We start from the raw sequence: 13,913 nt of genomic DNA on the forward strand, positions 1-13,913 counted from the left end.
TCATAAGGGTTGCCGTGTCTGTGATTTGGTTAACTGGGCGATCGCTTTTGCCAGATCGGATGGGTCAACAGGTTTAGATAAAAACAGTTGGAAGCCAGCTGCTAACGCTCGAATCTCGTCTTCTTGTTTGGCATAGGCAGTCAGGGCGATCGCCGGAATGGTCACACCTTTTTCCTGCTCAAATGCTCGAATGCGCCGCAGTAGACTATAGCCATCTTCACCAGGCATGGCAATATCGCTGATCAATACATCAGGTTGTTGCTGCTGGAGATATGCCATCACTTCATCTCCAGTAGTGACAGCTTGAACGTCCGCACCCATTTGCTCTAGCACGGTTTTGATGAACTCACGATTGTCGGCATTATCATCTACTACAAGTACCGTAATGGCATTCAAAGACAGCGCATTTGTATGATGCTCTGAGTCAAACTCTGGATGAGTGCTAAAGGCAGCGTCAGACACCCGCATCATGGGCAGATGAATGGTAAAGGTGGTGCCCATGCCACTGCCTTCACTAGCGGCGTAGATGTTGCCACCATGCAAGTCTACCAATTGTCGTACGATCGCCAGCCCCAGCCCCAGTCCGTTATGGGAACGGGTAGATGAAGAATCTGCTTGACGAAAGTACTCAAAGATATGGGGCAAAAACTTAGAGTCGATGCCTACTCCCGTATCTCTGACTGTGATTTGAACGATCTGCTCAATCGGATCTTGTTCCGGATCGGGGCTGAGTAAGGCAGCTGTATTGGGATTGGGCTGATTGGCAATCACCGTTAGGGCAACGTCAACTTCTCCGCCTTCGGGCGTAAATTTGATGGCATTGGAGAGCAAGTTACGGATCACTTGTTGCAACCGCTCTGAATCGCCCAAAACAAGGCATGGAGAAGACGAGAGTTGTCTATTGAGATGAATCTTTTTAACATCTGCAATAGGGCGCATCGATTCTAGCTCAGCCCCAATCAAGTTGAGCAAATTGACGGGTCTGCGGTTAATCACCATTTTGCCGCGCATCAGGCGCGCGACATCTAAAATATCATCAATCAGCTGTGCTTGTGATTGGGCATTGCGGCTAATGACGTTGAGGGCATGACGTGTAGCTTCAGCATCTAGATTTTTGCTTTCTAGTAGCTTTGACCAGCCCAATATGGAGTTGAGGGGGGTGCGTAACTCATGGGAAACGATCGCCAAGAACTCATCTTTCATGCGGCTGGCGGCTTCTGCTTGCTGGCGAGCCAGTTGTTCGCGGATGATGGCGACTTTTTGGCTTGCCAGTTCGGCAGCTTGTTGCTGAATCTCTGCGGTCTTTCTAAACAAGTCCACAAAGACGGTGACTTTGGACACCAGAATGGTTGAATCAATCGGCTTCATCAAATAATCCACCGCACCCAGAGAGTATCCCTTCATCCGCCACATGTCGTTGCTGCTAAACCCCGTCACAAAAATGATGGGGGTATGCTGCGATCGCGGTCGTTGCCGAATCAGACTGGCGGTTTCAAAGCCATCCATCCCTGGCATTTGTACGTCTAGTAAAATCACGGCGAAATCTTGGTTAAGTAAACAGCGCAGTGCTTCTTCACCCGAATACGCCTTGACGATATTTTGCTCCATCCTGGACAGAACCGCTTCTAGGGCAACCAAATTTTCATTGCGGTCGTCCACCAACAAAATGTTGACTTTGGAATCAGAGTGCATGGGGATAAACGGCTAGGGGGTAAGACGGTCGCGGAAATGAAAGCGAGAAGCACCACATAGGTTTCTTACATAGTTTTCCTATAACGTTCGCTCTTCTGACTGACATAGCCATATCCTTAGCATGGAAAGTAGTTGCTCGATGGCAACAGGTTTTGTAATGTAATCGCTGGCACCTGCATCCAGGCACTTTTCGCAATCCCCTTTCATCGCCTTTGCTGTGAGTGCAATCATCGGCAGGGTGGCAAATGGATGCATCTGCCGAATTGACCGCATCGTTTCGTATCCATCCATTTCTGGCATCATAATATCCATCAACACCAGGTCGATCCCTGGATTGGTTTGCAGCATGGTAATTCCATCTCTGCCATTCTCCGCATAAATGACCTGCATTTGGAATTGCTCTAACACACTGGTAAGGGCAAAAATATTGCGTACGTCGTCATCCACGATCAACACCTTTTTGCCCGTGAGGATCGGGTCATTCCGCCGGATTTGTTCGAGAATGTGCCGCTGGGGTTCTGGCAAATTCGCATGGACTCGATGTAAGAAGAGGGTTGTTTCATCGAGCAGGCGTTCGGGCGATCGCACACCTTTAATGATCAGTGTATCGGAAAGGCGGCGTAGTTCAGCCTCCTCTTGGGTGGTCAACTCTTTGCCCGTATAAATAATGATGGGCAGGCGTTCCAGGTTTGGCTCTCGCTTAATTTGTTCAATCAGCTCAAACCCATCCATATCCGGCAATAGCAGATCGATGACGAGGCAATCAAACCGATGAGAACGAATCGCTGAGAGGGCTTCAGCACCCGTCCCTACGCCAACGATGGTGACATCGCCGTTGCCAATCAGATCCATAATGCTTTGCCGCTGACCGGAATCGTCTTCTACAATCAGCAAGGTTTTGACCGACCGTTCTACAAAGTCTCGAATACTGACCAGGGCATTCATCAAGAATTCACTGCTAATCGGTTTTTGCAGATAGGCGATCGCACCCTGCCGTAGACTCCGATCTCTGCCATCCTCAATGGTCATAATATGTACCGGGATATGGCGCGTATTGGAATCGTGCTTGAGATAGTTGAGCACCGTCCAACCATCGAGAATGGGCAGGCGGATATCTAGCATGATGGCAGCGGGCTGAAATTGTCGCGCCATATCCATGCCAATGTCGCCACGGGTGGCAACCAGCCCTTTAAACCCGTGTTGCCGGGTTAGATCCAGCAAAATTCGGGCAAAGTTGATGTCATCTTCAATAATCAGTAAAGCCCGATCGTCTGACGCAATGGATGTGCGATCGTCTTCAATAATGGAATCGGCATTCAATGGGGTGAACGCGGAGGTGGTTAATGGCGGTTCTGGATTGACAAGAGGCGCAATCGTGCCACTGGCACGCACCAGTGTGGAATCCTGCAAGGGGGTCGTCAGGGTTCTCCGCGAATCTTCTTCCAACCGTTTGCGAAACAAGCCATCGACTCGACGCTTGGTGTCTTCCTGCCCCCCGGAATAAATCAGGGGTAAGTAGAGTGTAAATGTGCTGCCGCTGCCCAACTGACTGACTAGACGAATTTCGCCACCCAGCAGGTGAGCAATTTCTCGGCTAATCGATAGCCCCAATCCCGTACCGCCATACCGACGGCTGGTGGTGCCATCTTCTTGTTGGAATGCTTCAAAAATAATCTGATGTTTTTCAGATGCAATGCCAATTCCGGTATCGGTGACGGAGAAGGCAATCACCTGTTCTGCCTGGTTGAGGGTGTGATTTTCTGGACTCCAGCCGCTGGTGGCAACGCTGACATCCAGCAAAACATGCCCTCGCTCTGTAAATTTGAAGGCGTTTGCCAGTAAATTTTTCAACACTTGCTGGAGCCGCTTGGCATCGGTGTAAATGCTGCGCGGCAGATACTCATTAAAGCGCAGGTAGAAGTCGAGCTTGCGATCGATCGCCACTTGATGGAAGGTACGCTCTAAATGAACCTGGAGATCGGTAAACAGCATTTGTTCGGCTTCCACCGAGATGGTGCCAGATTCGATCTTGGCTAAATCTAAGATGTCATTAATCAGCCCCAACAGGTCATTGCCTGCCGAGTGGATGGTTTGGGAGTATTCCACCTGTCGCTGAGTGAGGTTGCCGTCGCTATTGTCTGCCAGGAGTCGCGCCAGAATCAGCAAGCTATTAAGCGGTGTGCGCAGCTCGTGAGACATATTTGCCAGAAACTCAGACTTGTACTTGGAGGTGAGTGCCAACTGCTCGGCTTTTTCTTCGAGCGATCGCCGTGCCTGTTCGATCTCGTTGTTCTTCCGTTCCACTTCGCGGTTCTGGAGAGCCAGCAGTTCGGCTTTTTCTTGCAACTCTTCGTTGGTTTGTTGCAGTTGCTCTTGCTGGTTCTTCAGCAATTCTTCTGACGCTTTTAGAGATTGGGCTTGTTGCTCCAGTCGCTTGTTGGTTTCGGTTAACTCTGACTGCTGGCTCTGAAGTTCTTCGGCTAGAGATTGCGATTGCTTCAGTAACTCCTCCGTTCGCATACTGGCGGCGATCGTATTGAGGACAATGGCAATACTTTCCGTCAGTTGATCGAAGAAGGTCAGATGAATTTCGTTGAACCGATTGAACGATGCCAGCTCAATCACCGCTGTCACCTGCCCCTCAAACAGAACGGGCAGGACGACCACATTCATCGGTGGCGCTTCCCCCAGACCTGAACTGATCTTGATGTAGTCGTGGGGCACCTCTGTGATCAAAATCCGCTCTTTCTCCAGGGCGCACTGTCCCACCAGTCCTTCACCCAGATAAAAGCGGTTGGCTAAATGCTTGCGTTCGCGATAAGCATAGGTGCTGAGTAGCTTCAAATGGGGCAGATGGGTTTCGCTGGTTTCCAGCAAGTAGAAGACGCCATGCTGGGCTGAAACCAGGGGAGCCAGTTCCGACAAGATCAGCTTCGATACCGTTTCCAGGTCGCGCTGCCCTTGCAACATGCGGGTGAACTTCGCTAGGTTGGTTTTCAGCCAGTCTTGCTCGGTGTTTTTCTGAGTCGTTTCGCGCAGGTTGGCAATCATCAGGTTGACGTTGTCTTTGAGGATTGCCACCTCGCCCTGGGCTTCGACCGAAATCGATCGCGTCAGGTCGCCCTTGGTTACAGCCGTTGCCACCTCTGCGATCGCACGTACCTGGGTCGTCAGATTGGCTGCCAGTTCGTTGACGTTGTCGGTCAAGGCTCGCCAGGTGCCTGATGCACCGGGTACCTTCGCCTGACCCCCCAGTTTTCCTTCAATTCCCACTTCACGGGCGACTGTCGTCACCTGATCGGCGAAGGTTGCCAGCGTATCAATCATCTCGTTGATCGTATCTGCCAGGGTTTCAATTTCACCCTTAGCATCGAGCATCAGCTTCCGCTTCAGGTCGCCATTCGCCACCGCTGTGACCACTTTGGCGATACCGCGCACCTGGGCAGTGAGGTTGCCTGCCATCGAGTTAACGTTATCGGTCAGATCTTTCCAAATTCCGGCAACGCCTGTGACCTGAGCTTGACCGCCCAGCTTGCCTTCCGTGCCGACTTCCCGCGCCACCCGCGTAACTTCCGAGGCAAAGGAGCTGAGCTGATCGACCATGATGTTGATCGTGTTCTTTAGCTCGTAAATCTCACCCCGCACGTCCACCGTGATTTTCTTGGAGAGATCCCCGTTGGCGATCGCCGTTGCCACCTCGGCAATATTCCGCACCTGGGCGGTGAGGTTGCCTGCCATCGAGTTCACCGAGTCAGTCAGGTCTTTCCAGGTACCAGCCACTCCCGGTACCTGCGCTTGTACCCCCAATTTACCCTCTGTTCCCACTTCCCGCGCCACCCGCGTCACTTCCGAGGCAAAGGAGTTGAGCTGATCCACCATGATGTTGATGGTGTTCTTTAGCTCTAAAATCTCACCTTTGACATCCACGGTAATTTTCTTGGACAGGTCGCCATTCGCTACCGCCGTCGTCACTTCCGCAATGTTTCGTACCTGGGCGGTAAGGGAGCCTGCCATGAAGTTCACCGAGTCGGTTAAATCTTTCCAGGTTCCGGCAACGCCGCGCACCTCCGCCTGTACCCCCAGCTTGCCCTCGGCACCGACCTCCCGCGCTACCCGCGTCACCTCCGAGGCGAAGGAGTTGAGCTGATCCACCATCGTATTGACGGTGTTTTTCAGCTCTAGAATTTCACCTTTGACATCGACGGTAATTTTCTTAGATAGGTCACCATTCGCCACCGCTGTCGTTACGGCGGCAATGTTCCGTACCTGGGCGGTGAGTGAACCTGCCATGAAGTTGACGGAGTCCGTTAAATCTTTCCAGGTGCCAGCAACCCCCCGAACATCGGCTTGCACCCCCAGTTTTCCTTCCGCGCCCACTTCCCGCGCTACCCGCGTTACTTCAGAAGCAAAGGAACTGAGCTGATCCACCATGATGTTGATGGTATTTTTTAGCTCAAAGATTTCGCCTTTGACCTGCACCGTAATTTTTTTAGACAGGTCACCATTGGCGATCGCCGTTGCTACCTCAGCAATATTTCGCACCTGGGCGGTGAGGTTACCTGCCATCGAGTTGACATTATCGGTCAGGTCTTTCCAGGTTCCGGCAACCCCCCGGACTTCTGCCTGCACCCCCAGTTTGCCTTCCGTCCCCACCTCGCGCGCCACCCGTGTCACTTCCGAGGCAAAGGAACTGAGTTGATCCACCATCGTATTGATCGTGTTTTTCAGCTCCAGAATTTCGCCTTTGACATCCACGGTAATTTTCTTAGACAGATCGCCGTTCGCCACCGCTGTGGTGACTTCGGCAATGTTCCGCACCTGCGCCGTCAGGTTACCTGCCATCGAGTTCACCGAGTCAGTCAGGTCTTTCCAGGTACCCGCAACTCCGCGGACTTCCGCCTGTACGCCCAATTTGCCTTCCGTGCCGACCTCGCGCGCCACCCGTGTCACTTCCGAGGCAAACGAATTAAGCTGATCCACCATGACGTTGATGGTGTTTTTTAGCTCTAAAATTTCGCCTTTAACATCCACCGTAATTTTCTTAGACAAATCGCCATTGGCTACCGCTGTGGTGACTTCGGCAATGTTCCGCACCTGTGCCGTCAGCGAACCTGCCATAAAGTTCACCGAGTCGGTCAAGTCTTTCCAGGTACCCGCTACCCCTCGGACTTCTGCCTGGCCGCCCAGCTTACCTTCTGCCCCGACTTCTCGCGCCACCCGTGTCACTTCCGAAGCAAAGGAGTTGAGCTGATCCACCATGATGTTGATGGTGTTTTTCAGTTCAAAGATTTCACCCCGGACATCGACGGTAATTTTCTTAGACAGGTCACCATTGGCGATCGCCGTTGCTACTTCAGCAATATTGCGCACCTGCCCCGTGAGATTGCCTGCCATCAGATTGACGTTGTCGGTCAAATCTTTCCAGGTACCGGCTACGCCGGGGACTTCTGCCTGCACCCCCAACTTGCCTTCGGTGCCCACTTCCCGTGCCACCCGCGTTACTTCCGAGGCAAAGGAGTTGAGCTGATCCACCATGGTATTGATCGTGTTTTTCAGCTCTAAAATTTCGCCCTTAACATCAACCGTAATTTTCTTAGACAGATCGCCATTGGCTACCGCTGTCGTCACTTCGGCAATATTCCGCACCTGTGCCGTCAGCGAACCTGCCATAAAGTTCACCGAATCCGTTAAATCTTTCCAGGTACCCGCTACCCCTCGGACATCGGCTTGACCGCCCAGTTTGCCATCTGCCCCCACTTCCCGCGCCACCCGCGTTACCTCAGACGCAAAGGAGTTGAGCTGATCCACCATGATGTTGACGGTGTTTTTTAGCTCTAAAATTTCGCCTTTAACATTGACCGTAATTTTCTTGGACAAGTCACCGTTTGCTACCGCTGTTGTCACTTCGGCAATATTCCGCACCTGTGCCGTCAGGTTGCCTGCCATTAGATTCACAGAATCGGTCAGATCTTTCCAGGTACCGGCTACACCGGGAACTTGTGCCTGCACCCCCAATTTTCCTTCGGTGCCCACCTCCCGTGCGACCCGCGTTACTTCCGAGGCAAAGGAGTTGAGCTGATCCACCATGGTATTGATCGTGTTTTTCAGCTCTAAAATTTCGCCCTTAACATCCACCGTGATTTTCTTGGACAAATCGCCGTTCGCCACCGCTGTCGTCACTTCGGCAATATTCCGCACCTGTGCCGTCAGGTTGCCTGCCATGGAATTCACAGAATCGGTCAAGTCTTTCCAGGTGCCCGCTACCCCGCGCACTTCCGCCTGAACTCCCAGCTTCCCTTCCGTTCCCACCTCGCGAGCTACCCGTGTGACTTCCGACGCAAAGGAGCTGAGCTGACCCACCATCGTGTTGACGATTTGCGCCGTCTGTAGAAACTCCCCTTGAAGCGATCGCCCATCAATTTCAGTGGCGATCGATTGCGACAAATTACCATTGGCGACCGCCCGAATAACGCGGGTAATTTCTGCCATAGGCTGTACCAGATCGCCAATCAACGAATTGATCGAACCCTCACAGGCTTTCCATGATCCCCGTGCCGACCCAATAGACGCCCGTTCATTGATCTTTCCTTCCTTACCGACCACCGTACTGATGCGTTCTAGCTCAGTCGTCATCTGCTCATTTTTTTCAATGATGTCGTTGAGCGTATCGGCAATTTTTCCGGCAATGCCAGTTTGATCCGCTGGCATTCGAATAGAAAAATTACCTTTCTTGACTTCCATCAAAACATTGAGAAGCTGTTTCAGGTCAAGGCTATTAGATTCGGGTGAGGCGGGTGAAGCTTGGGCAGTTGGCATACCATTACCTGGAGTGGAACGCTAAAATAACGGTCTGAGGCACGAATAGTGGTTACACAAATTTTGAGGCGATCTGGATAGATTGCCCTAGTTGATCATCTATCCAAGCACTGATAATTGGCGTCTTACCAGGGATAGAGCTTCGTAGAAAACGACAAAAATTGTTCAGGTCTACCTAAAGATAGGTGCTAAATTTTCTAATTTTGGTTAATGGTAGATTAAACGATTTTGAAATTAGGTCTTATTGCGCTTGAATTTGCCAAAGGAAAACTTTGACACCTTGATTGAGGTGATCTTTAAAGCGGTGATCCGAGTGGGCAGTACTCAGAACATGGAAGAAGGGCTGCTCATTCGTGACGAAATCCGTCGCCTTCCCGATCAGCTCGTCACAGAAATCTTGAATCAGATAATTTTACGTCTCGTGCTGATCGACCCAAACTTGTGTCGCTGGTTTGTGATCGATGTATTTCTGTATGATTCTGATCCCGAAGCAAAGGCAGACGTGGCGGAGCGGATTAACGTTCTGGTTGCAGATCTCCCGTAAGACAATTCTGCACAATCCGCTATGAACTTTAGGAATGGGAATTAAATAACTCCGGTGATGTGTTGTACGGGCGAACGGCCGTTCGCCCCTCCAAACGACTCAATATTCGATCTTATTTAATCCACGATCCTTAGTATGGGTGACCCGCTTCGCGGGTCACCCATACTAAAGTTCAGACATCATTCGGATATAGGGTAACGGGAGACGTTAGACCTCGGAGATTTTCAAAACCTCCGGGGTCTCAGGGGGTCAGAACACAGGGAAACAGAAACATATCACGGGTTCTCAACGCTCTTTTCCCTGCGGTTAGTCTGTTTAGAGGAAGCCAGCAGTGGCGCTGCCAGCGGCAGGTGAATCGTAAACATTGCCCCCTTGCCCACAGTGCTTTCGACCATGATGGTGCCATGATGGGCTTCAATGATGCGTTTTGCGATCGCCAATCCTAATCCTGTACCCCTGCCTTTGCGCGATACATCGGCAGTATAAAACTGCTCAAAGATTCGAGGCAGGTCACTTTCGCGAATGCCATCCCCCTGATCACAAATTTGTAAGACGGCGCATTGTTCAAACGAGTATCCGATCATTTTAATAACAGAGCTGGGGCGAGAATGCTTGATGGCATTATCTAAAATATTCAACAGTGCTTGCAGCAACCGCTCGGAATCACCCATGACTTGCATGGCTGCAACCTCTTGCTGGACGCTGATGTCAGCGCCTCTTAATCGCAGTTCTACAGCTCTTAAGGCACGGTCAACAAGATGCTGAATGGATACGGGGTCATGTTCGAGGGCAGTCACCCCTGCATCCAATCGTCCTAAATCGAGTAAGTCATGAATCAATCTTGCCAATCGATTCATTTCATCTTCAACGATTTTCAAAAAGCGATCGCGCAATTTTTCATCGGCGGCAGCGCCACTGCGAAGCGCTTCAACCGTCACCTGCACGTTACTGATGGGTGTCCGCAATTCATGGGAGACATTGGCTAAAAAGGCTCTGCGTTCCTGGTCAAGTGAGGCAAGCCGTTCGCTCATGCGGTTGAGTTCAGTGACCAGTTGATCGAGTTCGTTGTGTTGCTGGAGCTGGAGCCGTCCACCAAAATGTCCACTGCCCAGCCGAATGGCAAAGAGCTGCATAATTTTGATTGGGTTGGATAAACTGCGGGCAAGGCGATCGCTCAAAAAAGCACAAAGTGCGATCGTTAGCATCAACGAAATGACAATGATAGAAATGACGTTTCTAAATTGATGCTGAAACTGTTCCAGCGTCATGGAAATGCGAAGAATGCCCAGCAGTTGACCGTTTCGAATAATCGGTTTGGCAACATAAAAGCGATCGTCGCGCAATAACACACCTTTGGTGACGCCCTGGGTTGCTTGTTGTTGTATCGCCTCTTTCATGCCGACTACTTCAAGCCAATTGGGCACCAGACGATCTAAGTCAGGATTAGAGGTGGCTAATAACGTGCCGTGTGGATCAAAGATTCTTAACGTCACAGTTTCAGATGCACCAAAGCGACGAACAAGCACCTCAAGTTGCTGAGTATCATTCACCTCAAGCGCATCTGCTGCACTTTCACTTAAGGCATTTGCAGATATCTCTAAATCTGTTTGACGCGATCGCATGAAGTAGTCATGAAACGACCACAAAATAAACCCTGCCATGAACGAGGTGGCTGCTGCGGTTAACAGCAGATAGGTAATCAATAGCTTGGCATAAATCGAGTTCCATCTAAACTGTGACAGCCAAAGCATATAGTATTTGCTTGTACAGGACAGACGCTACTTCCCATGACGACGTAATGCAACTTTAATCCGTGCCAACAACTCCCGCGTGTTAAAGGGCTTGGTCACGTAATCATCTGCACCCGCTTCCAGTCCGCGGACTTTATCCATTTCCTGATCTTTTGCCGTTAGCATGACAATCGGCACATCAGAAAATGCTCGAATTCGCCAGCATACTTCCATGCCATCGACTTCTGGCAGCATTAAATCAAGCAAAATAATATCGGGTACATGTTTATGAAACTGCTTGATGGCAGTTTGCCCATCTTCTGCGGTTGAGACAGTGTAGCCTTCTCGTTGCAAGGTGTAAGTGAGGCTTTCACGTAAAGCCATTTCATCATCAACCAGCAAAATGTGTGACATTTGACGATACGTTCAAATTTATAAACTCCTAAACCAGAGTTACAACAATCTAACCCAATTACATCTATCTAAAGCAAGATTTATACCCATTTAAAAAATAATGGCTGAGGGCAGATGATCTGTGGCAAGGCTATAGTCCGTCCTGGTTTGCAAGCATCACAATGCCAGTGCCGAGCGGGTAGCACGATATTTACAGCGCTTTGTGCTTGAGTAAGCCATAGTTATTTTTGTGAGAGCCGCGCCCCGCGAGGCTCTCACAAAAATAACCTGGTTTTAAGCGATTGAAAATCGCTGTAATAGATGGTCGAGGGGAGTACAGATGATGTTTTGAAAGCCATGCTTTGCAGCTTTCGAAACATCATCTGCTTCTAGCCGAGCGCGAAGCGCGATATGCGCTCATTCTGGTGACTCTTTTCCTTGCTCAACCTCTTAGTTGAGAGAATTAGGCAATAATCCGCGAGGTTTATGTATTCATTGCCAGCTGTTTCAAGCCTATGATGCACCTATGCCGATTAAACAGTGATGGGCACACGGCAATTAGCCAAACACGGCAACCATTTTGAGAATAAAGGGTTGGCGCTGAAGGCTGGGCAGCAAACCTGTTATTTATTACCTTGTAGGGAAACCAACGATGCCTCAAAAAACATGGCTGATTACAGGTGCTTCACGCGGCTTTGGTGCTGAAATTGCAAAAGCCGTTTTGGCAGCAGGGGATCGATTAATTGCGACCGCCCGCCGTCAGAGCGATTTGCAACAGTTTGAGTCAAATACAGATAGTTTGACCCTCAGCATGGACGTAACCGATGAAGCCCAGGTCAAAACAGCGATCGCCACGGCACTAGACAAATTTGGACAGATTGATGTCCTGATCAACAATGCTGGATTTGGCTTGTTAGGAGCGATCGAAGAGTGCAGTGCCGAAGAAGTGGAGAGTGTTTATCGCACCAACGTCTTTGGCTTGCTGAACGTGACCCGTGCTGTGCTACCCAGTATGCGTCAGCAGCACTCTGGACACATCATTAATATTTCATCGATTGGAGGCTATCGTTCCTATCCGGGTTGGGGAATTTATGGTTCGACCAAGTTTGCAGTTGAAGGCATTACCGAAGCCCTATATTACGAATTAATGCCCTTAGGAATTCATGCAACTGTGATTGAACCAGGATTTTTCCGTACCAATTTTTTGGATAGCAGTTCGTTACATCGCAGTGCTTTGCAGGTGCCTGATTATGCCCAAACCGTTGGCAAAACAAGTGATATGGCAACTGAACGAAACTATCAACAGCCCGGAGATCCGACCAAACTCGCTCAAGCCATCCTTCAGGTTGTCAATGCCAGCGAACCACCCCTGCGATTGCCTCTTGGAACAGATACACTGAAAGCGATCGCTGAGAAAAATGCGTACGTCGAGCAAGAGATCGCTCAATGGCGAACTCTGGCAGCATCCACGGATTACCAATAGGGTATGCAACCGGGTGCCAACAGCGATCGCAAATAAATCAGTTTAAGTCCTTGGTGGTAAATCTCCTCCGAGGGCTTGATCTGTATAGCGTTCCATCTTGGTCGTTGCTAGCAGCTTTTGTCACGTCACCGTCTAACTTTGGCTGTCTACTCCCATCGGATGATACGGCACTCCTACGAATTCTTACCTTTCATAATTCTTTCATTTTCCCTCAATTCGTGTTAGGTTTTAGAAAATGAAAGGATTATGAAAATCCGCTATGAAGTCCCAACCGTTCTGGAGCCAGCATTTTCGAGTCGTTAGGTTTCATTCAATCGGGCTGATCGGTCTACTCGTCGGTGTTTGGCTCGGTGGATGTACACCCACACCTCCAACTCAGCAGCGTGAAGCGTCTAGCTCTGCCACTGTCACTACTCCTGCCCGAGAAGACAAAAAAGTGATTCTCACCACGTTTACCGTTCTGGCTGACATGGTGCGAAATGTCGCGGGAGACAAGGCGATCGTTGAATCTATCACCAAACCAGGTACTGAAATTCATGGATATCAAGTCACACCCAGTGACCTGGAACGGGGGCAAAACGCTGACCTGATTCTGGAAAATGGCTTGAACCTGGAGCGCTGGGCAGATCGCTTTTATAACAGTCTACCTGATGTTCCTCATGTCACTTTGAGTGATGGACTTCAGCCTGTCAATATTACCGAAGATGCCTACCAGGGTAAACCTAATCCCCATGCCTGGATGTCGCCTAAAAATGCCTTGATTTATGTTGAAAATATTCGCCAGGTGCTAGGCAACCTCGACCCAGCCAACGCCACAACCTATGACGCCAATGCCAAGACTTACAGCGCACAAATTCGGGCAATTGATGAAAAACTGAAGCAAGCGATCGCGGCAATTCCGGCGGATAAACGCTACATCGTCAGTTGTGAAGGTGCCTTCTCTTACATTGCCCGCGACTATGGCTTAAAAGAAGTTTACCTCTGGCCAGTCAATGCCGAACAGCAATCTACACCCAGGCAAGTAGAGCACGTCATTAATACTGTCAAAGCAAATCAGATTCCTGCTGTATTTTGCGAAAGTACGGTCAGCAATGACGTACAGCTTCAGGTTGCCCGAGAAACAGGCGCAAAATTTGCCGGTGTGTTTTATGTCGATTCTTTGTCGTCTGCCGATGGTCCTGCAGCCACCTATCTCAAACTACTAGAATATAACGTCAACACTTTAATCAAAGGCTTGCAGGATCAGTAAAGGAGA

7 protein-coding genes are annotated in these 13,913 nt (G+C 50.0%); 3 read left to right on the plus strand and 4 right to left on the minus strand.

Going from position 1 to position 13,913, the window contains the following annotated elements; translation table 11 throughout:
- A complete protein-coding gene (locus ACR6Z4_RS20725; protein WP_479719223.1) occupies positions 1–1,692 on the minus strand; it encodes a response regulator in 1,692 nt (563 codons plus the stop codon).
- 78 nt (positions 1,693–1,770) lie between these two features.
- A complete protein-coding gene (locus ACR6Z4_RS20730; protein WP_479719224.1) occupies positions 1,771–8,508 on the minus strand; it encodes a hybrid sensor histidine kinase/response regulator in 6,738 nt (2,245 codons plus the stop codon).
- A 250-nt stretch (positions 8,509–8,758) separates the two neighbouring features.
- Between ACR6Z4_RS20730 and ACR6Z4_RS20735 the strand changes: the two genes are divergently transcribed.
- The gene (locus tag ACR6Z4_RS20735) at positions 8,759–9,052 is read left to right on the plus strand and encodes a hypothetical protein (RefSeq protein WP_479719225.1); all 294 of its coding nucleotides are present in this window, start codon (positions 8,759–8,761) and stop codon (positions 9,050–9,052) included.
- Positions 9,053–9,327: 275 nt separating this feature from the next.
- Here ACR6Z4_RS20735 and ACR6Z4_RS20740 read toward each other — a convergent pair whose 3' ends face one another.
- Positions 9,328–10,803: a sensor histidine kinase gene (locus ACR6Z4_RS20740; protein WP_479719226.1), complete on the minus strand. Its 1,476-nt coding sequence runs from the start codon at positions 10,801–10,803 to the stop codon at positions 9,328–9,330.
- 27 nt (positions 10,804–10,830) lie between these two features.
- A complete protein-coding gene (locus ACR6Z4_RS20745) occupies positions 10,831–11,196 on the minus strand; it encodes a response regulator transcription factor (RefSeq protein ID WP_479719227.1) in 366 nt (121 codons plus the stop codon).
- Between the two features lie 631 nt (positions 11,197–11,827).
- Here ACR6Z4_RS20745 and ACR6Z4_RS20750 point away from each other — a divergent pair.
- Complete coding sequence (locus ACR6Z4_RS20750) at positions 11,828–12,658, plus strand: oxidoreductase (protein ID WP_479719228.1); 831 nt, start codon at positions 11,828–11,830, stop codon at positions 12,656–12,658.
- 259 nt (positions 12,659–12,917) lie between these two features.
- Complete coding sequence (locus ACR6Z4_RS20755) at positions 12,918–13,907, plus strand: metal ABC transporter substrate-binding protein (protein ID WP_479719229.1); 990 nt, start codon at positions 12,918–12,920, stop codon at positions 13,905–13,907.
- Positions 13,908–13,913 lie beyond the last annotated feature (6 nt).

Source organism: Calyptranema fuscum S582, assembly GCF_055793305.1.

Coding starts and splice junctions, on each gene's coding strand:
- ACR6Z4_RS20750 (WP_479719228.1), top strand. CDS start 11,828: ATGCCTCAAAAAACATGGCTGATTACAGGTGCTTCACGCGGCTTTGGT.
- ACR6Z4_RS20730 (WP_479719224.1), bottom strand. CDS start 8,508: ATGCCAACTGCCCAAGCTTCACCCGCCTCACCCGAATCTAATAGCCTT.
- ACR6Z4_RS20725 (WP_479719223.1), bottom strand. CDS start 1,692: ATGCACTCTGATTCCAAAGTCAACATTTTGTTGGTGGACGACCGCAAT.
- ACR6Z4_RS20755 (WP_479719229.1), top strand. CDS start 12,918: ATGAAGTCCCAACCGTTCTGGAGCCAGCATTTTCGAGTCGTTAGGTTT.
- ACR6Z4_RS20740 (WP_479719226.1), bottom strand. CDS start 10,803: ATGCTTTGGCTGTCACAGTTTAGATGGAACTCGATTTATGCCAAGCTA.
- ACR6Z4_RS20745 (WP_479719227.1), bottom strand. CDS start 11,196: ATGTCACACATTTTGCTGGTTGATGATGAAATGGCTTTACGTGAAAGC.